Source organism: Agarivorans aestuarii (assembly GCF_019670125.1).
Taxonomy (GTDB): Bacteria; Pseudomonadota; Gammaproteobacteria; order Enterobacterales; family Celerinatantimonadaceae; genus Agarivorans; species Agarivorans aestuarii.
In genome coordinates this window covers 3,280,966-3,305,554 of the sequence record NZ_AP023033.1, presented here as the reverse complement: position 1 = coordinate 3,305,554, position 24,589 = coordinate 3,280,966, and the positions used below count along the sequence as shown (strand labels likewise).

The window sequence follows — 24,589 nt, the reverse complement described above, 5'->3', positions numbered from 1 at the left end:
TGCCATAAATTTGCTTTAGCATTTTACTATCATGCTTAATAAATTTGTCGCTAATACCTTGGTGGCTCGGGGTGGTTTGAAACATTAAGTTTTCCATCGATTTAGGTTGATAGTGTTAGGACGCAGCCTTAACAAAAAAGACGCAAGTTTTTAGCTTATGCATCACTTAAAACCAAGGAATCTAAAATACCTTTACCGCTGTGGATCCCGCCTTCGTTCTCACTCGCGGGTTTACTACGAATAAGATAGCCAGCATATCCGTTTAGCGGTGTTGCTGGTTCTTCATCGTAATAAGCACTAAATAAGCCTACCTCGCTCACCAGATCGTCGACGTGGGTTTGAGTGCTATTACGCACTGCGATGGTGGGGACTTCGCGTTCGTGTGGATATAAGCGCTGCATTAAAGCCCAAGCGTCATACTCATGAGGGGCTAACTGTTGAAGTTTATTACCTATTTCTTCACCAAAAACGCAATGTCCACCACCTTCTCCTTGGTTTTTTAGTACCCATTCTTGCTTATCTGCCTGCCTATTAAACCAGCCGATGGTTGCTTGGTTTATTGGCTTCATATCTGCCAAGACACTTTTGATTAGCTTGGCATCTTCTAGGTTTAACCCCCAGCGGGCATAGTCTTCTGCTGGCATGCTTGTTAGGAGCATTTGCATGGTTTTACTGGTGGCGAGTTGCTGGCTAAACGTGGCGTTTACGGCTACTTTGTGTTGCTCGATAAATAGCCTAGTTTGGCTAAGGGTTTCGCAGCAAACTCTTTCGCTGCGTGTTGTTGAGTAGTAGTCAGCGTATTGGTAACCGGCTCTAAGATATACCACATCAATAGCGCCTACGTCCTTTAACAGTAGGCGTTGATTATCGCCGCTGGATAATTGGGTACTAAGTTGCTCGAAGGTGCGCCTTAGGGTGCGAATCCCTTGTTTCTGTAGAGCTAGTTCCAGAAGGTGTTGGTCGTACACATTGTCTTCATTTTCTTGTACCACCATTAAGAAGGTTGGTTTACTCGCTAAACCGTCTAAAGATGCTTGAGCACGTGATTCAAAGCTTGCTTTAATGCTGTTGGCTGCTTTAGCGATCGCAAGGGCGAGCTGCTCAATGGCTTGGTTTTCTGCTGGTGTGGCGTGCTTATCTTCTAGGTAGGTTTGGTAAAGCTGAGGCCATTGATTTTGTATAAAAGCATGTAGCTCTGTTGCGCGTTGGCCAAACGGCGCCATGCCTGCAGCAATACCATTAAATTCGATAACTTTTGGGCCATGTTGTCGATCGTCCATAAAGTCGGTACGCATTATTAGCAACGGTTTTCTAGCAGGTGATAAGCGATGTGTTGAGTCACCATGGGCTTGGTGGTGCAGGGCTAATAAACGTTCAAAAAAGGGCTCCGCTTTTGCCACTTTAGCGAGCGACGACTGAAGAAAGTCGTGATCTTCTGACACATTGTTAATTAGCCTTGTAATAAGAGATGTGGCTCTACGCAAGTGTTCGAATACTTCACGCGGCATGGTTATTGGCGCAATACTAAACGGACAATGCCTGGCAGAGTTATCAGTTTGACGAAAAGCTACGCCATGCATAAGGGCCCATTCAGTTATTTCTTGAATCATTTGAGCTGAAATAATAGGGCGCGTTGTATTGGGCATGTATTCTCCAGAGTACTCGTGGGAGTGAGCATTAACTTGTTTGATAACCGCTTTGTTGCAGACAAACAGCATTTAACATTTACTTGATGAGCTTGTCTTTTTTGGTGAGTAGTCGGTGATGCCCTCTTGTCCTACTTCAAAGTCACAGCAAGCCATCATTTGTTCTCTAAATTTCACTCGGCTTCTTTGTACTCGGCTTTTAGCGCCAGAGAGCGATAAACCTAGCTGTTCTGCGATACGTTGTTGTGAGTAACCTTCTAACTCGGCTAAACGAAGCGGTGTACCGTATTTTTCGGGCAGTTCATCAATGAGAGGGCGCAGGCACTCTGCTAACTCTTTACGAGCGAGGTTACCACTATCGTGATCTTCTGCGACCAAGTCTTCAGGCAATTCTTCATAAGCTTTCTGCTGGCGATAAAAATCCATAATGGTGTTATGGGCGATACGGTATAACCAGCTTTTTAGGCTGCCCTTTGACTTAAGTTGATGCAAATTGCTACTGGCCTTGATGTAAACATCTTGCAAGATGTCATCGACAGCGTGAGTGTCATTTATCCGCTTGCTAACATAGCTTCTAAGCTGGGCTTTGTGGTTTTGCCATTCAGATATCATACAAACAGGATCTCAAGGTTTAAAATCTTTGATTACTTTTAGTAAGACTAAGCAATTCACTAAAAGACGCAAAACTTTCTGATTTTTATTAAGCCTGCAGGCAATAAAAAATACGCGGGTCGCTCTATCGAGCATTTAAGCTTGTTGTTGCTTATTGATGTGTTAGCGTTATTCATCATGCATATTCAATGAGTTAGCTTTATGGCACATATTCTAGTTGCGGGTTTAGTGAATATAGAAACCACACTTAAAATAGAAGGCTTTCCCCAACACTATTACCCAGTGACTTATCCCTTTGACGGCATTCAGAGCGGTGTCTCCGGGGTGGCATACAATGTGGCTAAAGCCCTAGCAATCTTGGGTGATGAAGTAGACTTATGTACCCTGTTAGCGCCGGATATGGCCGGGGTTCAAGTACAGCAAGCACTAGCAAAAATACCGCGAATAAATGCCTGTTTAGATATGAGCATGCAAAGTACGCCGCAGTCAGTGATTTTGTATGATCCACAAGGGCAGCGGCAAATTCATGTTGATCTTAAAGATATACAGCAACTCAGTTATTCATCTCCGCTACTAATTCACAGCCTGTCGCAGGCTGATGCAGTAGTAATGTGTAACATTAATTTCGCGCGACCGATGCTGGATCAAGCCAAGCAAGCAGGAAAGTTGATTGCCACAGATGTGCATACGCTTGGGAGTATTGAGGATGAGTACAACCAACAGTTTCTAACTGCGGCTGATGTATTGTTTCTCAGTGATGAGCAGGTAGAAGGAGATTATCACCAGTTCATCTGGCAGCTGGTAGAGCGCTATCAAAACCAAGTAATTGTAATGGGTTTAGGCAGCAATGGCGCTCTGTTGTATACCCAGCAGTCTGGACATATTCAACATTTTTCGGCCATAAGCACACGTAAAATTGTGAATACCATTGGAGCAGGAGACGCCTTGTTTTCATGCTTTTTACATTACTATGTAGCTAACAAGGATGCTGAACAAGCGTTGCAGCGGGCAATAACTTTTGCCTCTTACAAAATAGGTGAAGCAGGTGCTGCTTGCGGCTTTTTAAGCCATCAGCAATTAGAAGAGTTAATCTCAACCCAGTAGTTTAAAGCTTATTGGAGGTCAGTCGCTAAATTGCGGTGCACTTACAAGCCTCGGTGAAGCTTATAAGTGCATTTCTTGGGGTTTAGATGTTTTCTACAAAGTTATACTCTGCTGTTTCGCCTGATACTACAGAGATAGTGGCCTGCTGCTCACTTGGGTCTGCAATCATTACAGCATCATAAATTTCTGGATCATCATCTATGGCACTACAACTAAATGCCAATAAATAATCTGCAGCGGGTAAGTGAGCAAAACTGTAAGCGTATTCTCCTGTTTCACTATCTAGTTGAACCATTTTCGAAGCGTAAGGCTGAACGACATTAGCGGGAACCTCGGTGTCTATTTCTGGATCAAACTCATCACCTAGCAGCGACTCTTCAGCTATAGGACTTGTGTAAAGGTAAACAACATTACCTGTGTCAGCGGCACATTCACCAGCGGAGAGAAGATTCGGGTCTACGGTGCCCGAGACGCTGCCAACCGTGGTATTGTCGATAATAGTTACGCCATGAGGTTTTAAGTTGTAGCTAGCGCCACCAGCGGTGCTCACTAAAGATTTTCTTAAATTGAAGTCGATAGTATAGGCCTGCGTTCCCTCGGTGGTTACTGTAAAGCCACCTAAGCGGAGTTTATTACTGGGGGTTTTAAGAGGTAATACCGCGTTTGAATCTTCTACTACGTTGCAATACTGAGTATCGCCGTTTTGATTTTGCGGGCACTCATAAGTATTTATGATTAGCTCACTGTATTCACCAACTGGCAACTCTGCATCACTTAACACCAGTAAGCTATCACCATTTTGATAGTCAAGTAGATTGATAGATATAGGGTTACCATTTTCGTCTTCAATCGGCAGCTCAATATCATCTTGGTCAGCGCGCTGTAAGGTTAATGAAGCGTAGCTTACATTTACCTCTTGGGCGCTATCGACAGGTGCGTCGGCGATGGAAAAGGATACCAATGCTGTAGAGGGTTGGCTGCTGGAGTCATCGCTGCCACAGGCGGTAAGTCCAAGGGTTAGCGAAGCAATTAGTGATAACTTAAATAATTTATGCATATTTTTCTCTTGTTAGCGTTTAGTCTAAATTTTGCGTCGTCTAGTTTTAGTATTTCGCCTTCTAGTATAGTTTTTATGGCGAATTCCGCTAATTTAGCACAGTATTTACTGGCAATGAGTAACAATATGTAAATTGAGTCTTGTATTGATTGGGTTAGCTAAAAAAGCCCAATCAGTAATGATTGGGCAAACAATTGCAGTAAGGAAACCTTATAAACTGTAGCGCAGCTTTAGTTCGTTGGGGTGAGGGGCCAAGTAAGCTTGCTTGGCAACGTAGTGATTAGGGTGCTCACGCAAATAATGCTGAATAAGGCTAATAGGCACTAGCAAAGGCAATAAACCTTCGCGGTATTCATGAATGCGCTTGGCTAATTCTTCACGCTGCTGGGCGGTAATTTCGCGTTTGAAATAGCCCTGCAAGTGTTGCAATACATTACAGTGGTTTTTGCGGCTGCAGTTGTGCTTCAAAATGCCCATGAAGCCTTCGATATAGCTAGCGAAACCTTGGCTATCATCATTGCCTTTAATATTGGCTAAAAGAGGGCCAAGCTCGCGGTATTTGGCTGGGTGATGCGCCATTAATAAGTACTTATATTTGGCGTGGAAGTCTTGCACTTTTGCTACGGTAAAGCCTTCATGCTCAAGCGTTTTCCATTGGTGATAAGCAAATACACGATTGACGAAGTTCTCGCGCAGAATTGGGTCGTTGAGACGACCATCTTCCTCAATAGGCAGTAAGGGATAAGCCTTAATTAACTCTGCGGTAAAAGTGCCTACGCCATCTTTGGTAGCATTGTTTTTAGCTGGTGAATATACGCTGACCCTTTCCATGCCACAGCTGGGCGATTTGGCACATACCACGTAACCGCTATGGTGGGCTAGTTGAGGCAAGCGGCGTTTTGCATATTCTTGCATCTTTTCGGTCACATCAAAGCTGCCATCACTGGCTTGCAAGCTAATAATGTCGTCTTGCTGAACTAATCGAATAGTTTTTCTAGGGGTACCCATACCAATTGCCATTTCAGGGCAGGTGGGTTCAAAGTCGAAATATTTGGCTAATTCTATGCGGCAAAAGCGAGATTGTTTGTGGCCTCCATCGTAACGTACTTCTTCGCCTAATAAGCAGCTACTAATCCCTACAGAAATTTTGTCACTAGAAAATTTATTCATGCTGTCAGCTCCTTTGCGTTATATAGAGTATAACGTTGCTCAGCGAAATAGGATCACTTCAACGGAGCCGTTTTAAGGACTGCTACTAAATATTTGATTTAGCTTTTTAGCCAAGCGCTGGCCGGCGCGAACTATTTGTAGCTCTAGGGTGGGGCGATGTTGATTTGCGTAGTCATTAGATAAGTTTTTATCGCCAAGTTGATAAATGGCAGGCAATAGGGCGCGGCTTTGATTCAACCATTCATCATAGTGATAAAGCGGGTCGTTGCTTGGGTATCGGCGCTGAAGTTGCTCAGCATATTCACCTAAAGATAGCTTGTTGCTATCAAGCAGTTGGCTATCCCACACCCGGTGCAGGTTGGTAGTTTTTCCAAACCAGTTTACTTTGACTTTATTACCGCCGCGATCTTTGGCATAAGCTACATGTAAGGGCTGATGAATATCACCCACAAAATGAATATAGAATTTTAGGGCTTGTTGGCGTTCCCGCTTGCTGAGGTGTGCTTGTTTGAGCTGCTGTTCAAAATACTCCAGTTGGCTGAGTACATCTCCTTTAGGGTTTCTCTGGCTCTGTTCAAGTGACTGCCCATTGGGAATATTAATATAGTGCCAAGGACCTGTGTGCTTCCAAGCATCTTGTTTTCTTGCATAATCTGCCCATGTTGCAAGTACCAACATGCTTTTCCCATCAAGTATTTGATCTATGTGTTGTTGGCTTTGCGGCTCGAGCTGCTGCTGAGCTAAAAAAGCAATCAGTTGATGCCCTTTCATGCCAAAGGCGAAACAGCTTTGTGAAAGAGAGAATAGGCAGACCAAAACAATACTAAATCGCAGAGCGGCTAGATGTAGAGTATTTAGGCGACTTAGCATTGCTGGCTTATAGACGTTTATAGTTGACTAAGGATGTGTTCGGCCTTGCTCACCTCAAAGGTTTTCGGCGGTTCTACGTTTAGCTGAGTGACTGTTAAGTTATCAATAATCATCGCATAGCGTTGGGAGCGTACGCCACCAAAACTAGCGGTATCCATGTCTAAGCCAAGTGCTTTGGTAAAGCTTGCATCTCCGTCGGCTAGCATCTGAATATGCTCAGCATTTTGGGTTTCGCCCCAAGCTTGCATAACAAAGGCATCATTCACCGAAACACAGGCTATAAGATCTACGCCTTTGGCTTTTATTTCGTCTGCAAGCACCACATAACCCGGCAGGTGAGCTTCGGAGCAAGTAGGGGTAAATGCGCCAGGCACCGCAAATAGCACCACTTTTTTGCCAGCAAAAAGCTGGTGGCTAGTATGGTTTTGCATCCCTTGTTGACTTAGCTCAGACAGCGGAGCATCAGGGATTGTTTGTCCTACTTCTATCATTTCGCACTTCCTAGTAATGAGTAAACGGTATCACCGCTTGGTTGGAGGTTTTAGCCTAGAGTGGAATAGGGCTTAGCGCAAGCGGGTATTAGTTGTGGTGTGGGCGGAGCGTAACTCTTGGCAGGTAGCAGCAATGCAATAAAGGCCGCTTATTAAGTGGGTAAACGGCCTCGCTTGATTCTGATTGTTGAAGTACCGTGGAGTTTAGTTATCGACTCAATACTGCTGCCTGTTCGGTGATTCTTATTGCCAACATTAGGCGCAATGACGTTTTAACTAGATTAAGTCGCTAAGCTTTGGCCTCTAACTCTTGTTCCACTTTGTCGCAAATATAGCGACTTATAGGAAAAGCAGAAGTTGCCGCAGGCGAGGGCGCATTACATACGTGTAAGCTACGCGGGCTGCTTGCAAATAAAAAGTCGTGAACCAAGGTTCCATCTCTTAACACTGCTTGAGCCCGAATGCCGCTAGGATAAGGGCGAAGGTCATGAATATTTAAGCCAGGGCAATATTTTCTAACCCGCTGCAAATAGCCAGATTTAAACATGGAGTCTTTAGTTTCGCTAAGGCCGCTACGAAAATGCTGTTTAGCCACCTTCCAGAACCCCTTGAATCCGAGCATTTCTTTGGTATCTGCAAGGTTAAAGGAACCCTTGTTATAACCCTCTCTTGACCAGCCTTGCACGGCATTGGGGCCAACGGTCACGCTGCCATCAATCATCTTGGTGAGGTGAACACCTAAGAACGGTAAGTCGGGATTAGGAATGGGATAGATAAGGTGTTTAATCAGTTGGTTATGACGAGGTTGTAATTGATAGTATTCGCCACGATAAGGAACAATTTGAAAGTCGATATCTAGCTTAAGCATGCTGCATAGCCGATCTGCCATAAGCCCGCCACAGGCTATAAGGTATTGGCTACTTATTTGACCATGCTGCGTATCGATCAATATCTTGTCGGCTTGTTCGCTCAAGCCTGTCACTTGGTGAGACAGCAAAATTTTGCCGCCCGCTTGTTGAAATAACTCGGCCAGTTTTTGGCAGATTTGAGGGTAACTAACGATGCCGGTGTCTTTTACTTGCAAAGCACCTAGGCCAACGATGTTAGGTTCTATTTCCTGCAGTTGTTTGGCGTTAAGCGGTTTTACCTCAATGCCATTCTGCTCACAGCGTGTGGCGAGCGCCTGCATATCACTCAATTCTTGTTGATTGGTGGCCACGAGTAGCTTGCCGCATTGCAAGTAGGGAATGTCGTGCTGTTGGCAAAAGCTGATGGTGTCTAATAAACCCTGCTTACAGAATTCGGCTTTTAGGCTGCCTGGCTGGTAGTAAACGCCAGCATGAATTACGCCGCTGTTATGGCCTGTTTGATGAAAGGCGAGTGAGGATTCTTTTTCTAGTAGCACTATTTTGGCGCTAGGTTTTCGCTTAATCAGTTCTAAAGCGCTGGCAAGGCCTACGATGCCTCCACCAATAATGCTGTAATCGTAGTTCACTGAACCATTCCTTTTACTACTTATATCCATATAACGTTAAGCTTAATTCTGGCATAGAAAAATCTCAGCTTAGACTAAAGATAAAAATCTGCTACTGAATAAAGCTTGCGTCAGTGATAAGGTCAAACTTACCAAAGGGCTAATGAGGCGCTAAATGGATTTCACAATTTATCATGGATTGTTATTACTCACAGTAGGATTATTTGCTGGAGTTATCAATACCTTGGCGGGAGGGGGATCGAATCTAACACTTCCTGCGTTAATGGTAATGGGGATTCCAGCAGAGGTTGCAAATGCAACTAATAGGGTGGGTATTTTTTTGCAGTGTTTAACTGGGGTATTGGGCTTCAAAAAACACGGTAAATTGGATACTGATGATGTCGCTCCCATTTTATGGCCAACCTTAGTGGGTGGTTTGGTTGGCGCAGTAGCGGCCTCCTATGCTCCTTCATGGATCATTAAATATTTGTTGCTTGGCGCCATGCTGGCGATGGCGGCATTAATGCTGATTAAACCTAGTGTTGTTGCTCCCGAGGCAGGAACTGAAGCGCGTAAAATGAAAGATACTCCCTCGGCTAAATGGAGTTTGGCTATCGCCGGTTTTTACGGCGGCTTTGTACAAGCTGGGGTGGGGTTTATTTTGGTCGCCGCGTTGGCTGGGAGTTTGCGCTACGATTTAGTCAGGGCTAACGCGCTTAAATTAGTATGTACCATCGCCTTTACTAGTGTGGCCTTGGTGGTGTTTATTGCACGGGACCAAGTGTTATGGCTACCGGGGTTGGTATTGGCCATAGGTTACATTATTGGCGCACATTACGCGGTTAAATTTGCCATAAAAGCTGCCGCTAATACACTTAAGTGGTTTTTGTTTGTGATGACCTTAGTAGGCTGCGTAGCCGCATTGTGGTTTTAGGGTTTAAAGCGCCAAACTGAAAGGAAGGTTGTATGCAAAAAGTGTTAATTATCATTGCTATGCTAGCATTGAGTGCTTGCAGTTCTAAGCCTGAAGGGATTGAACCTGTTCAGAATTTCAATCTAGATAAGTACTTAGGCACTTGGTACGAAATAGCGCGCTTGGATCATTCTTTTGAACGCGGCATGAGCCATGTTACCGCGACTTATGCCCTGCGTGATGACGGTAAAGTATCGGTTCTCAATAAAGGCTTTTCCGAGCAAGACCACCAATGGTTTGAAGCAGAAGGTGTAGCGCAGTTCGTCGGCGAGCCAAACGTAGCTCATCTCAAAGTTTCTTTTTTTAGGCCATTTTACGGCGCTTACGTGGTGTTTGCTTTAGATGAAAAAGACTATCAATATGCTCTAGTGGCAGGGCCAAACCGAGATTATTTGTGGTTGTTGGCCAGAAGCCCCGAGCTATCACACGCCATTCGTACCGATTTAGTACATCAAGCTAAAGCACTCGGCTTTGATACTAGTGAACTGATTTTTGTAGAACACCACGGTGATGTGATAGCGTCAAAAGAGTGAAAGACGTTTTACAACAGGAGCAACTATGTGGACTGAAGGTAAAGTAATTCAACGTATTGATTGGAACGATGAACTGTTTTCCTTGCGCATTAAAGCAGAGATAGATCCTTTTGTGGCGGGGCAGTTTATCAAGTTGTCTGAAATGCGAGACGAAAAGCGTATTGCCCGTGCTTACTCGCTGGTTAACCCTCCCAACACAGGCTATTTAGAAATACTGGCTATTAAGGTGGAAGATGGGCTGCTGTCACCCAATCTACACTTGTTGCAAGCTGGCGATAGCATTGAAGTTTCAACCGCAGCAGCAGGTTTTATGGTACTAGACGAAGTCCCTCTGGCTAAGCACCTTTGGTTAATTGGCACGGGCACCGGAATAGGCCCATTTTTCTCAATGTTAGAAACTCCAGAGCCTTGGGAGCGGTTCGAAAAAATTGTGCTGGTTTACGGTGTACGAAAAGCTAAGGACATTGCTTATCAAGAGCTGATTGATAAGTACTTAAAGGAGCAAGCGGATAAAATTGTCTTTCAAGCAATGGTAACCAGAGAAGATTGCGCCGGCGCGCTCAGGGCCAGGATCCCAGCTGCACTGGAAGCGAATCAACTAGAGGATGCAGTAGGGCTTAGTCTTAATGCACAAGACTCTCAGGTGATCATGTGTGGCAATCCGCAAATGATCACTGATGCTCAAAGCATACTTGAGAATAAAGGCTTAAAGAAAAACCTTCGACGAAAGCCAGGACAAGTGACGGTAGAACGCTATTGGTAGTGTGTTTTTTGAGCGCAAATGTTACTCTTTCGTATAGAAGTTTTGTCACTTATTTGATGCATTGATTAGCAATAAGCACAAAAACTCAGCAATTGTTGTCGGTATTTTTTACAATATGACAATAATAATTTAAATATATTATTTAAGTTGCTGTATATAAAGAGTTATTTATCTTGGCTTGCTTTTTGCTTTAATCTGCTTAGTGATATTAAAGATATACATACTGCTATTTTGGGGGCACTGTGTTTAAACAAATTTTATTAGTAGCAAGTTGCGCGGTTTCGTTGTCTGCGTTCTCAGCTGAACAAGTTTGGGATTTTGATGACGGCACATTAAACGGTGGCAACCGTAACGGTTATGGCAACACGCTTGACCTAGATGGCCTTAGTGTTCAAGGCTGGTCTGATACAGGGCGTCCTGCAGATTCAACCTTAAGAACAACTAAACTAACTTATAGTAGCCGCTGGGGTTTAATGTCTTACAACCGCGATAATGAAAGCGGTACACCTCAGCACTCAATTGATAGCTATGGCAATGACTTTGACATGGTGCTTCTAAGCTTTGATGAAGCAGTTAACCTAGCTGGCTTTACCTTAGGTTGGGCTAGCGAAGACTATGGCACTAACAGTCAATCAAGCCATGCTGATGTATCAGTATTAGCATACTCTGGCAATGACGCTCCTGCTTTGTACAACAATACCTGGGCTGATTTAGCCGGATTGGGTTGGACCACTGAAGCAGAGGTTAGCAATGCAGATGATTTTGCTTATCAAGCTATTAGCTCTAGTGCGGCTTCAAAATATTGGTTGATTGGTGCTTACAACCCAGTCTTCGGAAATTTGGGTTGGTCTAGTAACAATGATGGCTTTAAGCTGGCAGGTGTATCAACTAACAGCCCGCAAGTACCAGTAACAAGCGTACCTGAGCCAGGCACTGTACTAATGTTTGCAGCGGGCCTATTTGGAATCGCATTACGCAGCAGAAAGCGCCAAGCTTAAGCAATACTTCCTTTTCCTGTATAAACAAAAATACGAAATACTGTGTATTTCGTATTTTTTTGTCTTTTTTTTACCACCTGTTCATTAGATACTGTTTAAGGCTTAATTGACTAGCCCTTGAAGCAACAAGGAATTAGCTTTGATAATGAACAAATTTTTGGTAGCCCTGTGTTTACTGTGTGCCACAAATCTTAGCTTTGCTGATCAGCAGGCTAATGAATACGAACTTGCAGTTAAAGCTTTCCATAGTGGAGAAGAGAATGAAGCCTTCATCCATTTAAAAAATGCACTAAAAGCTAACCCCGAACATCTCTCCTCAAAACTGTTACTCGCAAAAGTATACTTTAACGCGAATAACTTAGGCTCTGCTGAAAAGCAGTTAGAAGAAGCCTTAGCTTTAGGCGCTGACATTAACTTGGTATTGCCACTTCTAGGTAATATTCTGATGTTGCAGGGTAAAACTAACGAGTTGCTGGCCTTTGAAGAGCGAATCAACGAGTTTTCAAAACCTACACTATTTGAATGGAAGTTATTGCGCGGTCGAATTTACTTACAGAAATCTCAGCCCGAATTAGCACGTAGTGAATTTGAGCAAGCAACCAAGCTTATACCAAATAAACCTAGCGCTATGAATACCTTGGCCACTTTATATTTGAGACAAAAAGAGTATGTACTTGCTGAGCAATGGATAGAACGTTCCTTACAAATAGCTAAGAACAATGAGAGAACTTGGTTATTGAAAGGGGATTTGGCTGCGAACCAGAAAAACCTAACACTTGCCTTAGAACATTATCAAACTGCCTATAAGCTGGACCCTCAAGACCCCAAAATTTTGCGCAGCTTAGTGATGACTCACCTTAAGCTTAATCAAACAGAGCAAGCTAAGCGCTACTTGAAGCAAATTCAAGAACAAACACCCAATGACCCAACTGCAATATTAATTGGCGCAACCTTGTTTGCGGGTGAAGACAATACCGAAATGGCAGAACAGGCCTTAGCGGATTTATCCCAAAAGGTTTCTGCGGCAGAAACTGACGAGCTAACCGACGCTAATACCTTGCTGTTCATTCAGGGTGCTTCGGAATTTATTCTAGAAAACGACGAAAAAGCCCAACAGTACTTGAGCCAGTACTTGCGTCAAAAGCCAAGTGATCTCGGGGCTACCCGAATGCTTTCTAAACTGTATTTTCGCAACAACGAGTCCTACAAGCTGCAGCTACTTTTGCAAGATCATTTTGACTACATTATTCGCGACTTAGCTTTGTCGGTTCAATTGGTTTATTTGTACATCGATTCCGGTAGGTTACGAGCTGCCCAGCAAGCTTTCGAACAAATTCGTGCCTACCATAGTGACTCTAATTACATGGTGATTTTGGACGCCGAATTGGCTAGGGCGAGTGGAGAGTCCGAGCGGGCCTTAAGTTTGTTGGACGAGCTTCCTTTTACCGAGGATAACGCGCCGATAAAGTGGTTACAGTTGAAAGGCGAATTAGCTTTAGAACTGAACAAGTTTGACCAAGCTAGCCCGGTAATTGAGAGTTTAATTGCCAGAAACATAAACAATGCCAATGCTCAAAACTTGATTGCTGCTTATTACATCAAGACAGAACAGGCAGAATTGGCACTGCGTTATCTTGATGAAGTGTTAGCAAACAATCCCAATAATGTAGGCGCTAGCTTTAACAAAGCGGTGGTCTTGAGAGCGCAGGGCAGCACTAAAGAAGCGCTACAAATCTTAGACACCTTGTCAGCAGTAAACAAACAGCACACGCCAAGTCACCTTTTGGCTGCTCGCATTCACCTTGAGCAAAAAAGCTATCTAGAAGCGACTGAACAGCTTGATAAAGTTTTGTTATACGAACAAGACAATCGCCAGGCGCGAGAGCTAAAACTTGATACATATATGCAAACAGCACAATGGTCGAATGCCTTAGCCGAAGTTGAGAAGCTAAATCGAGAGTATATTTTGAATGAGCGTTACTTAAGTGTTTATGCAGAAATTCTTATTCGATTAGAGCGATATGAAGACGCAGATTACCCCTTAGGCTTATTGGACAGTATTTGGAAAGAGCAGCCAAATAAGTTAATAGGCTTAGCCAGAATGCAAGCCCAAGCCAAGCAGTTAGCAAATGCTAAGAGTTCTTTATTGAAGTCTCACCAGTTGGCACCGGAAAATATGTCAACTTTGATCCTGTTAACTAAAATAGAACTGGAACAAAATGACTTGGAAGCTGCGGAAAAGACGGTGGCAGATTTAGCCAACAAATTTGGTGAAAGTAGCCAGTTGTTTCTCTTGCAAGGCGATATTCAGATGCGCAAAAGCCAAAAGGAACAAGCGCAGCAAAAATACAGTAAAGCTGTGGAGCTGAATGCATTCAATCGAGAAGCGGTGGTGCGTTTGTATCAACTGGCCAAACAAGACATTGCCGATGATGCTTTTCACCAACAGATGGAAGGTTTGGTCACAACTGCTGCTGAGCTGGCTTGGCATAAACGTATTCTGGCAGACAGCTATTTACACCATAAGCAGCTGAATAAAGCTCAACAACACTATGAAGATTTGTTGACCTTACCTGCATTAAAGCAAGATCCTGGTATTTTGAATAATTTAGCAAATATCTACTCCGGCCAAGACTTAGATAAAGCTTATCAAACTGTCGCACAGGTAGTAGAGCAGGGTGCTAAAAACGCCGCTATTTTGGACACTATTGGGTGGATTGAAGTACAGCGTGGCAATGTTGACCAGGGTTTAGTTTACTTACGAGAAGCCTACACAATGAACGCATCAGATGCCGCAATTCGCTATCACTTGGCATTTGCTCTTAGTAAGTTGGGGCGTAAGGCCGAGGCTAAAGCGGAAGCAGAAGCAGCAGTGGAGTTAGATCAGCAGTTCTCTGAGTATGAAGACACTAAAGCATTACTGGAGAGCTTAGGCTAAGCTCCTTGGAGGAATAAAAAAGGCCACATAAGTGGCCTTTTTTGTCGCTCATACTTAGCTAATACGTTTGTATTTTATGCGATGAGGCTGAGCGGCTTCTTCACCAATGGTTTCTTTTAACCAAGCTTCGTACTCGGTAAAGTTACCTGCATGGAAGTTTACTTGCCCTTCGTCGCGGTAATCTAGAATGTGAGTTGCGATACGATCTAAGAACCAGCGGTCATGCGAGATGACCATGGCACAGCCAGCAAATTCCAAGAGTGCGTTTTCTAGCGCTCGTAGTGTTTCAACATCTAGGTCGTTGGTTGGTTCATCTAGTAGCAGCACGTTGCCACCAGTTTGAAGTAACTTAGCCAAATGCAAGCGGCCACGTTCACCACCTGATAGCTCTCCAACACGTTTTTGTTGGTCACCACCTCTAAAGTTGAAGCGACCTACATAAGCGCGACTTGGTACTTCGATATTACCAATTTTTAGAATATCGGAACCGCCAGACACTTCTTGCCATACGGTGGCTTTATCATCCATCGCATCACGGAACTGATCAACGCTAGCTATTTGAACACTTTCGCCAACTTCTACGCTACCAGAGTCTGCTTTCTCTGCTCCAGTAATCATCTTAAATAGAGTCGATTTACCCGCGCCGTTAGGACCAATAATACCTACAATCGCTCCCTTAGGAATACTAAATGACAGGTCATTGATTAGTACTCGTCCATCATAAGCCTTGCTTAGGTTGTTAACATCAATAACCTTATCACCTAGGCGTTGCGCAGCTGGAATGAATAGCTCGTTGGTTTCATTTCGGCTTTGGAAACTTTGAGTATTAAGCTCTTCAAAGCGAGCCATACGAGACTTACTTTTACTCTGACGGCCTTTCGCATTTGAACGAACCCATTCCAGCTCTTTCTGAATTGATTTCATTCGAGCTTTTTCTTGAGAGGCTTCTTGGTTCAAGCGGTCTTCTTTTTGTTCAAGCCAAGAAGAGTAGTTACCTTCCCATGGAATACCTTCACCGCGGTCTAGTTCTAAAATCCAGCCTGCTACGTTATCGAGGAAGTAACGGTCGTGGGTTACCGCCACAACAGTACCTTCATAATCATGTAAGAAGCGTTCTAACCAAGCTACAGATTCTGCATCTAAGTGGTTGGTTGGTTCGTCAAGTAGCAGCATGTCTGGTTTTTCAAGCAATAAGCGACACAGCGCTACGCGGCGACGTTCACCCCCAGAAAGCTTCTCAATTTTTTGGTCCCACTCTGGTAGGCGTAAGGCATCGGCTGCACGCTCTAGTTGATTCTCTAAACTATGTGCATCATGAGTAGCTAAAATCGCTTCGAGTTCGCCTTGCTCTTTAGCTAAGGCGTCAAAGTCTGCATCGGGTTCTGCGTATTCGGCATAAACTTGGTCTAAGCGAGTTTGGGCATTTTTTACCACAGCTACTGCTTCTTCAACCACTTCGCGAACCGTTTTGTCTAAGTCCATTTGAGGTTCTTGGGCAAGGTAACCAATTTTGGTTCCTGGGTTAGCACGTGCTTCCCCCTCAATCTCGGTATCAATACCCGCCATAATGCGTAGTAGGGTAGATTTACCTGAGCCGTTTAAACCGAGTACGCCAATTTTAGCGCCAGGGAAAAAGCTTAAAGAAATGTTTTTAAGAATATGTTTTTTAGGGGGAACGATTTTACCAACGCGGTTCATCGTATAAATAAATTGGGCCATTTGCCGTTCCTTTAAAAGGTCTACCTTCGAATTTTCATGTCGCTAAAGCATACACGCAAATCCGCTAAAAGTTATCTACCGCTATGATACTGGCTTCGTAGACGGAAGCTAGCGTTGTTAGGCAGTTTATGCGGTGGTTTTTTGATGTTGCCTAGTGAAGCAGCATAAAGCGGTACTATCTGCTTGTTTTTAACAGAGATAGCCATCAGGGCTTGTCGAATTTCTAAAGTAATAGTGGTATGTTGGAATCATCACTATTTGACACTGCAGATTAAATGAAACAGATTTTATTGGCCTGTGTTGCCTTATCTATGGCATTTTCAGTTTCAGCCTTAACTTACGATTTACCCGAAGATGGAAGTCGCCTGCTGGGCGGAAACCAATGGCACAGAGTGCAAAAAGGCGAAACTATTGCGCTTATCGCCGAGCGTTATGGTGTAGGTTTTTTAGCGGTAATGGCGGCGAATAAAGGGGTAGACCCTTTCTTACCAGAAGAAGATACCGAGCTGCTTATTCCCACTCAAATTTTGCTGCCCGATGTGGAGCGCAAAGGGGTGGTGGTAAATCTTGCGGAATTGCGTTTGTATTACTTCCGACCAAATAGCACCGAAGTAGATGTGTTACCCATTGGCATTGGCCGAATTGGCCGCGAAACGCCAGAGATGAGCACTTACATTAGTCAAAAACGTGAGCAACCTACTTGGACACCTACTCAAAATATTCGTAATGAATATGCAGCTAAGGGGATTGTTTTGCCACCGGTTGTACAGGCAGGGCCAGAAAATCCACTGGGTGAATATGCCCTGCGTTTGGCTTACGGTAATGGTGAGTATTTAATTCATGGCACCAATAAAGAGTTTGGTGTTGGCCTGCGTGTTAGCTCTGGTTGCATACGCTTGTTTCCCGATGATATCGAATACCTGTTTTCGCAGGTTAATCTGAAAACGCCAGTGAGGATCATTAATCAATCGATTAAACATTCGCTTGAACCTAGTGGGGAGTACTTGTTAGAAGTGCACCAGCCGCTTAATCGCTCTGAAGAAGAAGTGACCCAAGCAACTACCTTACAATTGAGTCGTGATGATATTAAGTTTATTACTCAAGCAGGGGTTGACTCGTCGGTGGTGAATCAAGCGCTGAAAAACCAGCAAGGCATTGCTTTGTCGGTAGGAGAAAAACAAGGATAAAAAAAAGGTGATGCTTAGCATCACCTTTTTTCACATCGCTTTAAACTTACTTAGTGTAAGAAGATGCAATGTTGTCGATACGTTCGTTAGCGCGCATCGCTTCAGCTTTAGCTTGGTCAGCACTCATTTGAGCTGACTTAATGTCGCCACTCAAAGAGCTTTGCTCTGCACGAAGAGCTGCAACTTCGTTTGATAGTGCATCAACTTTGTCGCTTAGAGATTGTACGTTGTTTTCTAAAGCGGTAGTGTTTGAAGAACAACCCGCTAGTAAAATGGTAGAAGCAATAGCGCCTGCAACTAAAAACTTATTCATGGTAAGTCCGTCCTTTATATTCAATTCTAACGATTGTTAGCAATCGTTGATTCGTTTAAGCAAAGCTATTCACTGCAATTGAGTGAGCCGCTGGTATGATTATGGCTCAATATGAGCAAGCTGCAAGCGTTTGTTAGTAAAACCAAAAAAAAATAAGGCGAATACAGTTATTTAAGTTGATTTGTTAACATTTATTTAACAAATGGCGTCGCCGCCTAGAGACATTTAAAATAACCGCTAGCTAATTGTTAGTTAGCGCTTTTACACTGCTTACTAGATTGTTTCTTAATATGTTTAAATTCTGCTTGCTGATTGGCTTTGTTTTGATAACGCACAGGCAGGCTTTTTACCACAATTAAGTAGTCACCCAATGCTTGTTTTTGTTGCTCGCTTAACTCAACAAACTCACTGTGGTTTATCGCCACTAAAGAACTAACTTTTTTACCTTCGAGGCGTTGTTCTACTCTTGAGTAGGTGCCTTGTCGTTGTTCAATATGAAAGTTGCCCACAGTGTGCATCACCTGTTGAGTTGTTTGAGACTGCAGTTGTAGAGCGATAGATTCTGCCATTGTTTCGTCCCAAGCTAACATGGCAAAAAAGTGATTTTTGCTTTGTTCGCTATCACCATGGTGGGCGTTGCCAAACAGTCGCTGTTGGTAAGCTGGATCGTTAGTTGTAAAGTCTTGGGCAAGTTTGCTGCGTTCAGATTTTTCTAAGCCCTCTAAATAGCCTAAGCCTTGCTGACCAATACAGCGAACATGCTCGCGAGGCGCATTGGCTGCTACTACCGTAAGTTGTTTATCTTTGGCAAATTCAACTAGCGGCCGATAATCAGAGCGGTAGTTATCCCAGGCTTTAGTTTGTTTGATAAGCCATTCTTCACCTATTTCGTTGGCTAGGTAGCTATCTAATAAAGCTTGTTGGCTGCGATTAAATTGCTCCATCGATAAGCTAATTTGGTTTTGTTGCTGATATAGGGCTTCCAATAAACGCAGCTGCGCTAAGTGGATCGCGGGGTGACTGTGGTATTCGCCAAACAGTATCACCTGAGAATCAGCCAGTTGCTTGGCAAGTGATTGGGTGTTTTCAACAATTTGTTGGTCGTTTGGGTTGTACAATGCGTAGTCATAGTAAGTCTGCAATTGAATATCTGCAGATGGCGTTGTTTGCTCTATAGGTGGAGTAGCGCTGCAAGCCGATAGAAAGAAAAGTGACAACATGAGGCCTGAGAGGCGAAGTGACATAATATAAACTCTAATTGTAGATGATAATCATTATCATCTTAACCTTTGTTGGGCTGAGATGTAATGCTTAAATTAACGTGAATTTATTTCATAAAGATCAAAGCAGCTAGTGAGAAAATTGCAAATTTAATAGGCTAAACGCACACTACAGCCTCCAAGGCAGCTAGCGTTTTATTGTTACATTTGTTCATTTGAATAGTGTTAATGGTGAAAAATTTTGCTGTGATCTGAAAAGGACTCAGGTTAGAATGCGCCTTCGAAAAATCACCCACCAACATGTAACAAAAGAGTCAGGAGATACTGATGTTAAAGCGTGATATGAATATCGCCGATTACGATGCCGAATTATGGCAAGCCATTACTAAAGAAGAAGTTCGTCAAGAAGAGCACATTGAGCTGATTGCTTCTGAGAACTATGCCAGCCCACGAGTAATGGAAGCGCAAGGCTCTTACCTTACTAATAAGTACGCCGAAGGATACCCAGGTAAGCGTTACTATGGTGGTTGTGAGTATGTAGATAAAGCAGAAGTGCTAGCCATTGAGCGTGCCAAGCAACTATTTGGTGCCGACTACGCAAACGTGCAACCACACGCTGGTTCGCAAGCTAACTCTGCTGTTTTCATGGCTTTGTTGAAAGCAGGTGACACGGTACTAGGCATGAGCTTAGCCCACGGTGGTCACTTAACTCACGGTGCAAGCGTTAGCTTCTCAGGTAAAATCTACAACGCCGTTCAGTACGGGATTAACCCTGAAACTGGTGAGCTAGATTATGCAGAAGTAGAGCGTTTAGCTAAAGAACACAAACCTAAAATGATTATTGCTGGTTTCTCAGCGTACTCTGGTGTGGTTGATTGGCAGCGCTTCCGCGATATCGCAGACGAAGTAGGTGCTTACCTGTTCGTAGATATGGCCCACATTGCCGGTTTAGTGGCTGCTGGTTTGTATCCTAACCCAGTGCCTGTTGCCGATGTAGTAACAACTACCACACACAAAACCCTAGCTGGTCCACGCGGTGGTTTGATTTTGGCGCGTGCCAACGAAGAAGTAGAGAAGAAACTTAACTCTGCGGTATTCCCTGGTGGTCAAGGTGGTCCTTTAATGCATGTTATTGCTGCTAAAGCAGTAGCGTTCAAAGAAGCTATGGAGCCAGAATTCAAGCAATACCAGCAAAACGTATTAGACAATGCCAAAGCAATGGTAGCTGTGCTTCAAGAGCGTGGTTACAAAATTGTATCTAATGGTACTGAAAACCACTTGTTCTTGGTTGATTTAATCGACAAAGACATTACTGGTAAAGACGCTGACGCAGCCTTAGGCCGCGCTAACATCACCGTGAACAAAAACTCGGTTCCAAACGATCCGCGTTCACCATTCGTAACCAGTGGCTTACGTATCGGTACTCCAGCGATTACTCGTCGTGGCTTAGATGTAGCTGCTTCTAAAGAGTTAGCTGGCTGGATTTGTGATGTATTAGATAATTTACAAGACGAAGCGGTAATCGAGCGTGTTAAAGGCCAAGTGTTAGAACTTTGCCAACGTTTCCCGGTCTACGCTTAAGTAAGCATGTAAAAGTCAGGGATTGACGGAATAATAGAAAGGAGGCTTTAAGCCTCCTTTTTTGTATTTGCTTGCTAGTCAAACTACGGATATTTAAGACTAAATGTGAATAGGAACACAAACCAGGGAGGGATAGGCTAGGTCTTAGCATGAGAAATATACAGTTGGTACTGAAATTGCTCAGCTTTTAAGACCTAATTGATAAGTCAAATTACCAGCGGTAGAAGGTAATTACTAACAAGAGAGAATCACCATGGATATGAATCCTGTGGCTAGTGCAAAAAGATTGATGATAATGCAGTTTGTAATATGGGGCAGTTTTATGTTGTTCATCATTGCTTAGTTTGCGCGCATTAAACAAAACTATGGGCAACGGATTTGCCTGAATCTGCTTGATTAAGTGAGGGCTTAGTTAATGATAATCGCTTGCCTTGATTAAGGTGGGTGGTGCAAGCCACTCTTAGTAAAGATGTAAAATTACCTACCTTTTCTTCTCGTTGTAATACCTCATGGTAAATTTGAGTTAAAAAGCCTGCCAAACTAAGGTTGGCCTCTTCGGCTATTTGTTCCAGTAGTTGCCAAAAAATAGCTTCTAAGCGAATACTGGTGACTACCCCATCTAAACGCACTGAACGAGATTTCAATTCAAACAGCTCTGCTTCGGTGCCAGAATAAATTTCACACATAGCCAATCCCACCATGATTAAACCGAAGTCTAATCATGGTATATAAAATCAACTTTTGCCGTTTCACTTTAGTATTAAGCCAGTAACTTATTAAATTGAGCCAGCCATTGCGGGTGGGCAGGCCAAGCTGGCGCGGTGACCAAGTTCCCATCGGTAAGGGCTTGGTCAACGGCTATATCGGCATAGTCGCCGCCAGCGGCTGTCACTTCAGGCGCACAAGCCGGGTAGGCAGAAATGTGTCTGCCAGAGGCAATACCTGCCGCTGTTAATAGTTGTGCGCCATGGCATATTGCCGCTATCGGCTGTTGTTTAGCGGCAAAGGCTTGAATTATTTCTAATACCTTAGCATTTAAGCGTAAGTATTCCGGGGCCCGTCCGCCGGGCAATAATAGCGCGTCAAACTTCTCGGTATCGATGTCAGCAAAATTGCCATTTAGGGTGAAGTTGTGCCCCGGTTTTTCGGTATAGGTTTGATCGCCTTCAAAGTCATGAATGGCTGTTTTAATTTGTTCACCGCAGCGTTTCTCTGGGCAAGTAGCGATAACTTCATGACCTACCATTTGCAGTGCTTGAAAGGGCACCATTAATTCATAATCTTCAACAAAATCACCTGCAATAATTAGTACCTTCGCCATGATGCTTTCCTTAACAAGTTATTTACATTTAAAGTGCAGCCTAACTTGAGCTGTGAGCTAAGCGGTAGTAATTGGTTACTACGCAAGCGCTGTAGATTGATATAATGAGCTTAAGGTTAATCTAATCAGGCGCTTAACAGGCTAATTGCCAAACGATAAGTATTTGGCGTTGTGGCTAAAGTGAGAGCTATTTCTCATTTTTTCTCCCTTCACTGAGCTGGCGCTATTCTCTTTGGCCAAGACCCCATTCTATCAAGGGAATTATTGGTATTTTCGATAGTTACGCTTTAGCTAACCTGTACCTCTGGCGGTTTAGCAGATAAAATTGCCGGATATTCGAATAAGGGATCGCCCATGCATTGTCCATTTTGTTCTGCTCATGAAACCAAGGTTATTGACTCGCGTTTGGTTGCCGATGGTCATCAAGTAAGAAGGCGTCGTGAATGCTTAGAATGCCATGAGCGTTTCACCTCTTTTGAAGTAGCTGAGTTGGTGATGCCAAGAGTGATTAAAGGCAACGGCATTAGAGAACCCTTTAACGAAGAGAAAATGCGTGCAGGCATGATGCGAGCATTGGAAAAACGCCCAGTGAGTGTGGATCAAGTAGAACAGGCTGTGAATAAAATCAAATCGCAATTGCGGGCGACTGGCGAACGCGAAGTCGCCACTAAGTTCATTGGGAAAATTGTAATGGAGCAATTGATTGGCTTAGATAAAGTTGCCTATGTGCGCTTTGCTTCGGTTTATCACTCCTTTGAGGATATCAAAGAATTTAGTGACGAAATTGCTAAGTTGGAAAAGTAAGTGAGCTTTAGTGTTCAAGATTGCCAGTTTATGGCAAAGGCCATTGCTCTTGCCAAGCGCGGAAGATATACCACGGCACCGAATCCAAATGTGGGTTGTGTATTGGTGAAAGACGGTCAGATTATCGGTGAAGGCTTTCACCGTAAAGCCGGCGAAGGGCACGCTGAAGTGAATGCTGTGGCAGACGCTAAGCAACGCGGTTTTAGCCTCTTAGGGGCAACTTGTTATGTCACCCTTGAGCCCTGCAGCCATGTAGGCAGAACGCCAGCTTGCGCCACTATGTTAGTTGAGCAGCAAGTGGCCGAAGTAGTTATTGCTATGGTAGATCCCAATCCACAGGTTGCTGGGCGTGGCATTAAGCGCTTAGCGGAGGCTGGTATTGAGGTTAGAACTGGTCTTATGGAGCAGGCTGCGCGCGCACTTAACCCAGGGTTTCTCAGTCGTGTAGAGCGCAAGCGTCCTTTTGTACGCTTAAAACTTGCGGGTTCCATAGACGCTAAAACAGCCTTGGCCAATGGTGAAAGTAAGTGGATTACCTCCGCTCAGTCTCGCAGCGATGTGCAACGAGAGCGAGCAGCCAGTCATGCTATTTTATCCACCGCTACTACGGTTATTCGCGATAATGCCAGCCTAAACGTGAGATTTAATGAGCTGGGCAGCCTTGCAGAGCAACTTGATGAAACACTGCTGCGTCAGCCATTACGGGTGATTATTGACCGTAAACAACGCTTAGCAGAAGCTGCTCAAGACCTTAATATTTTTAAAAATAGTGAGTCTTTGTGGTTGGCTGGCCATCAATCACAAACGCAACTGCCAGCCGCAAAACAGCTGGTGATTGAAGACACGCCAAGCTTTTTGCCGCAATTAATGCAGCAGCTAGCTGAAGCAGAAGTAAATGATATTTGGGTTGAGGCTGGGGCAAACTTTGCTGCGGCTCTAATTCAAGCCAACTTAGTTGATCAACTTATTTGTTATCAAGCGGGTTTATTGATGGGAGCCGATGCATACAGTTTGGTGGGCTTAGAGGGGTATCAGTCGATGAGTGCGTTAAATTCTTGGCAATGCCTTGAAACTCGCCGAATTGGCCCCGACATTAAAACTATCTGGATCCCGCAAGCACAGGGCACACACTAATGTTTACTGGAATAATTGAAGCCCTAGGCAAGATTTCTCGCATTGAAAAACGCAGCGGTGACGTACGATTAAACATCGCCAGCACTGGTCTAGATATGTCGGATGTAAGGCTTGGCGATAGCATCGCGGTAAATGGTATATGTTTAACCGTGGTCGACTTCAGCAATGAGCACTTTTGCGCCGATGTATCTACCGAAACGTTAAGTTTAACTTCACTGGCTAAATGCAAACAAGGTGACAAGGTTAACCTTGAAAAAGCCATGCTTGCGACTAATCGCTTTGGTGGTCATATTGTCAGTGGCCATGTTGATGGCTTAGCAGAGGTAGTAAGCATTAGCCCCAGCGCTCGTGCGATTAATATTTGGCTAAAGGTTCCTAATGATCTGGCGCGTTACATAGCCCATAAAGGATCCGTAACCGTAGATGGCATTAGCTTAACGGTGAACGAAGTACAGCAGCAACAGCTACGTTTAACCATTATTCCCCATACTGCCCAGCAAACAACCATTGGTGCTTGGTCGCCTGGGCAAAAAATTAACGTAGAAGTTGATGTTATCGCTCGCTATGTGGAGCGTTTAATCGGCTATGCTGATGAGAACACTAACGATTCAAAAATAAATACTGCATTTTTGGCGCAGCACGGCTTTATGAAATAGCTCGCCCAATTAAGATGCGCTAATA

The 24,589-nt window shown here is 43.9% G+C and carries 23 protein-coding genes; 11 read left to right on the top strand and 12 right to left on the bottom strand.

The genetic code is table 11. The annotated features are described in order from the left end of the window. Positions 1–155 precede the first annotated feature (155 nt). Both K5609_RS15370 and sigZ read right to left on the bottom strand, forming a co-directional pair. Positions 156–1,646 carry a glutathione synthase gene (locus K5609_RS15370; protein WP_221074412.1) on the bottom strand — a complete coding sequence of 497 codons (1,491 nt, stop codon included), beginning with the start codon at positions 1,644–1,646 and terminating at the stop codon, positions 156–158. Positions 1,647–1,718: 72 nt separating this feature from the next. Then, positions 1,719–2,258 carry an RNA polymerase sigma factor SigZ gene (gene sigZ, locus K5609_RS15365; protein ID WP_221074411.1) on the bottom strand — a complete coding sequence of 180 codons (540 nt, stop codon included), beginning with the start codon at positions 2,256–2,258 and terminating at the stop codon, positions 1,719–1,721. Between the two features lie 201 nt (positions 2,259–2,459). Between sigZ and K5609_RS15360 the strand changes: the two genes are divergently transcribed. Continuing rightward, on the top strand, positions 2,460–3,362 hold the full coding sequence (locus tag K5609_RS15360) for a carbohydrate kinase family protein (protein WP_221074410.1): 903 nt from the start codon (positions 2,460–2,462) through the stop codon (positions 3,360–3,362). A gap of 82 nt (positions 3,363–3,444) precedes the next feature. On the opposite strand, the gene K5609_RS15355 is transcribed toward K5609_RS15360, so the two are convergent. From K5609_RS15355 to lhgO, 5 genes are all read right to left on the bottom strand, one after another. After that, complete coding sequence (locus K5609_RS15355; RefSeq protein WP_221074409.1) at positions 3,445–4,419, bottom strand: DUF4382 domain-containing protein; 975 nt, start codon at positions 4,417–4,419, stop codon at positions 3,445–3,447. A 210-nt stretch (positions 4,420–4,629) separates the two neighbouring features. Further along, the gene (locus K5609_RS15350; protein ID WP_221074408.1) at positions 4,630–5,589 is read right to left on the bottom strand and encodes a YbgA family protein; all 960 of its coding nucleotides are present in this window, start codon (positions 5,587–5,589) and stop codon (positions 4,630–4,632) included. A 72-nt stretch (positions 5,590–5,661) separates the two neighbouring features. Further along, positions 5,662–6,360 (bottom strand): S1/P1 nuclease, encoded by a 699-nt coding sequence (locus K5609_RS15345; RefSeq protein ID WP_221074407.1) that lies wholly within the window; start codon positions 6,358–6,360, stop codon positions 5,662–5,664. Positions 6,361–6,476: 116 nt separating this feature from the next. Further along, a complete protein-coding gene (locus K5609_RS15340) occupies positions 6,477–6,950 on the bottom strand; it encodes a peroxiredoxin (RefSeq protein ID WP_221074406.1) in 474 nt (157 codons plus the stop codon). Between the two features lie 289 nt (positions 6,951–7,239). Continuing rightward, positions 7,240–8,445, bottom strand: coding sequence for an L-2-hydroxyglutarate oxidase (lhgO, locus tag K5609_RS15335; protein ID WP_221074405.1), 1,206 nt, complete (start codon positions 8,443–8,445; stop codon positions 7,240–7,242). A gap of 154 nt (positions 8,446–8,599) precedes the next feature. Between lhgO and K5609_RS15330 the strand changes: the two genes are divergently transcribed. From K5609_RS15330 to K5609_RS15310, 5 genes are all read left to right on the top strand, one after another. Beyond that, a complete protein-coding gene (locus K5609_RS15330; RefSeq protein ID WP_221074404.1) occupies positions 8,600–9,358 on the top strand; it encodes a sulfite exporter TauE/SafE family protein in 759 nt (252 codons plus the stop codon). Between the two features lie 32 nt (positions 9,359–9,390). Then, positions 9,391–9,930 (top strand): lipocalin family protein, encoded by a 540-nt coding sequence (locus tag K5609_RS15325; RefSeq protein ID WP_221074403.1) that lies wholly within the window; start codon positions 9,391–9,393, stop codon positions 9,928–9,930. Positions 9,931–9,955: 25 nt separating this feature from the next. Continuing rightward, complete coding sequence (locus K5609_RS15320) at positions 9,956–10,693, top strand: ferredoxin--NADP reductase (protein WP_221074402.1); 738 nt, start codon at positions 9,956–9,958, stop codon at positions 10,691–10,693. Between the two features lie 242 nt (positions 10,694–10,935). Then, positions 10,936–11,691: an exosortase-dependent surface protein XDP1 gene (gene xdp1 / locus K5609_RS15315; RefSeq protein ID WP_221074401.1), complete on the top strand. Its 756-nt coding sequence runs from the start codon at positions 10,936–10,938 to the stop codon at positions 11,689–11,691. 145 nt (positions 11,692–11,836) lie between these two features. Further along, positions 11,837–14,629, top strand: coding sequence for a tetratricopeptide repeat protein (locus K5609_RS15310; RefSeq protein WP_221074400.1), 2,793 nt, complete (start codon positions 11,837–11,839; stop codon positions 14,627–14,629). Positions 14,630–14,683: 54 nt separating this feature from the next. On the opposite strand, the gene ettA is transcribed toward K5609_RS15310, so the two are convergent. Next, positions 14,684–16,348 carry an energy-dependent translational throttle protein EttA gene (gene ettA, locus K5609_RS15305; RefSeq protein WP_221074399.1) on the bottom strand — a complete coding sequence of 555 codons (1,665 nt, stop codon included), beginning with the start codon at positions 16,346–16,348 and terminating at the stop codon, positions 14,684–14,686. Positions 16,349–16,623: 275 nt separating this feature from the next. Here ettA and K5609_RS15300 point away from each other — a divergent pair, with 275 nt between their 5' ends. After that, positions 16,624–17,535: a L,D-transpeptidase family protein gene (locus K5609_RS15300; RefSeq protein WP_221074398.1), complete on the top strand. Its 912-nt coding sequence runs from the start codon at positions 16,624–16,626 to the stop codon at positions 17,533–17,535. A 46-nt stretch (positions 17,536–17,581) separates the two neighbouring features. Here the strand turns inward: K5609_RS15300 and K5609_RS15295 are convergent, their stop codons facing one another. Together K5609_RS15295 and K5609_RS15290 are read right to left on the bottom strand one after the other, a co-directional pair. After that, positions 17,582–17,848, bottom strand: coding sequence for an Lpp/OprI family alanine-zipper lipoprotein (locus K5609_RS15295; RefSeq protein WP_016402681.1), 267 nt, complete (start codon positions 17,846–17,848; stop codon positions 17,582–17,584). 248 nt (positions 17,849–18,096) lie between these two features. Then, positions 18,097–19,092 carry a ChaN family lipoprotein gene (locus tag K5609_RS15290; RefSeq protein ID WP_221074397.1) on the bottom strand — a complete coding sequence of 332 codons (996 nt, stop codon included), beginning with the start codon at positions 19,090–19,092 and terminating at the stop codon, positions 18,097–18,099. A gap of 303 nt (positions 19,093–19,395) precedes the next feature. Between K5609_RS15290 and glyA the strand changes: the two genes are divergently transcribed. Further along, positions 19,396–20,649 (top strand): serine hydroxymethyltransferase, encoded by a 1,254-nt coding sequence (gene glyA / locus K5609_RS15285; protein ID WP_016402684.1) that lies wholly within the window; start codon positions 19,396–19,398, stop codon positions 20,647–20,649. Positions 20,650–21,002: 353 nt separating this feature from the next. Here glyA and K5609_RS15280 read toward each other — a convergent pair whose 3' ends face one another. Further along, positions 21,003–21,335, bottom strand: a complete 333-nt coding sequence (locus tag K5609_RS15280) for a ribbon-helix-helix domain-containing protein (RefSeq protein ID WP_221074396.1) — start codon at positions 21,333–21,335, stop codon at positions 21,003–21,005. 74 nt (positions 21,336–21,409) lie between these two features. Beyond that, positions 21,410–21,970: a DJ-1/PfpI family protein gene (locus K5609_RS15275; protein ID WP_221074395.1), complete on the bottom strand. Its 561-nt coding sequence runs from the start codon at positions 21,968–21,970 to the stop codon at positions 21,410–21,412. 354 nt (positions 21,971–22,324) lie between these two features. Between K5609_RS15275 and nrdR the strand changes: the two genes are divergently transcribed. Genes nrdR through K5609_RS15260 form a run of 3 tightly spaced genes read left to right on the top strand, consistent with a single transcriptional unit; the run spans position 22,325 to position 24,564 of the window. Further along, on the top strand, positions 22,325–22,774 hold the full coding sequence (gene nrdR, locus K5609_RS15270; protein WP_016402688.1) for a transcriptional regulator NrdR: 450 nt from the start codon (positions 22,325–22,327) through the stop codon (positions 22,772–22,774). Then, positions 22,775–23,908, top strand: coding sequence for a bifunctional diaminohydroxyphosphoribosylaminopyrimidine deaminase/5-amino-6-(5-phosphoribosylamino)uracil reductase RibD (gene ribD / locus K5609_RS15265; protein ID WP_246611868.1), 1,134 nt, complete (start codon positions 22,775–22,777; stop codon positions 23,906–23,908). It abuts the gene before it with no gap. Beyond that, the gene (locus K5609_RS15260) at positions 23,908–24,564 is read left to right on the top strand and encodes a riboflavin synthase (protein WP_221074394.1); all 657 of its coding nucleotides are present in this window, start codon (positions 23,908–23,910) and stop codon (positions 24,562–24,564) included. The genes ribD and K5609_RS15260 overlap by 1 nt, the downstream gene beginning before the upstream one ends. Positions 24,565–24,589: the final 25 nt, after the last annotated feature.

Coding starts and splice junctions, on each gene's coding strand:
- K5609_RS15360 (WP_221074410.1), top strand. CDS start 2,460: ATGGCACATATTCTAGTTGCGGGTTTAGTGAATATAGAAACCACACTT.
- sigZ (WP_221074411.1), bottom strand. CDS start 2,258: ATGATATCTGAATGGCAAAACCACAAAGCCCAGCTTAGAAGCTATGTT.
- K5609_RS15320 (WP_221074402.1), top strand. CDS start 9,956: ATGTGGACTGAAGGTAAAGTAATTCAACGTATTGATTGGAACGATGAA.
- K5609_RS15295 (WP_016402681.1), bottom strand. CDS start 17,848: ATGAATAAGTTTTTAGTTGCAGGCGCTATTGCTTCTACCATTTTACTA.
- K5609_RS15370 (WP_221074412.1), bottom strand. CDS start 1,646: ATGCCCAATACAACGCGCCCTATTATTTCAGCTCAAATGATTCAAGAA.
- K5609_RS15260 (WP_221074394.1), top strand. CDS start 23,908: ATGTTTACTGGAATAATTGAAGCCCTAGGCAAGATTTCTCGCATTGAA.
- K5609_RS15280 (WP_221074396.1), bottom strand. CDS start 21,335: ATGTGTGAAATTTATTCTGGCACCGAAGCAGAGCTGTTTGAATTGAAA.
- K5609_RS15275 (WP_221074395.1), bottom strand. CDS start 21,970: ATGGCGAAGGTACTAATTATTGCAGGTGATTTTGTTGAAGATTATGAA.
- K5609_RS15350 (WP_221074408.1), bottom strand. CDS start 5,589: ATGAATAAATTTTCTAGTGACAAAATTTCTGTAGGGATTAGTAGCTGC.
- K5609_RS15345 (WP_221074407.1), bottom strand. CDS start 6,360: ATGAAAGGGCATCAACTGATTGCTTTTTTAGCTCAGCAGCAGCTCGAG.
- glyA (WP_016402684.1), top strand. CDS start 19,396: ATGTTAAAGCGTGATATGAATATCGCCGATTACGATGCCGAATTATGG.
- K5609_RS15325 (WP_221074403.1), top strand. CDS start 9,391: ATGCAAAAAGTGTTAATTATCATTGCTATGCTAGCATTGAGTGCTTGC.
- K5609_RS15300 (WP_221074398.1), top strand. CDS start 16,624: ATGAAACAGATTTTATTGGCCTGTGTTGCCTTATCTATGGCATTTTCA.
- K5609_RS15290 (WP_221074397.1), bottom strand. CDS start 19,092: ATGTCACTTCGCCTCTCAGGCCTCATGTTGTCACTTTTCTTTCTATCG.
- K5609_RS15330 (WP_221074404.1), top strand. CDS start 8,600: ATGGATTTCACAATTTATCATGGATTGTTATTACTCACAGTAGGATTA.
- K5609_RS15310 (WP_221074400.1), top strand. CDS start 11,837: ATGAACAAATTTTTGGTAGCCCTGTGTTTACTGTGTGCCACAAATCTT.
- ettA (WP_221074399.1), bottom strand. CDS start 16,348: ATGGCCCAATTTATTTATACGATGAACCGCGTTGGTAAAATCGTTCCC.
- nrdR (WP_016402688.1), top strand. CDS start 22,325: ATGCATTGTCCATTTTGTTCTGCTCATGAAACCAAGGTTATTGACTCG.
- K5609_RS15340 (WP_221074406.1), bottom strand. CDS start 6,950: ATGATAGAAGTAGGACAAACAATCCCTGATGCTCCGCTGTCTGAGCTA.
- K5609_RS15355 (WP_221074409.1), bottom strand. CDS start 4,419: ATGCATAAATTATTTAAGTTATCACTAATTGCTTCGCTAACCCTTGGA.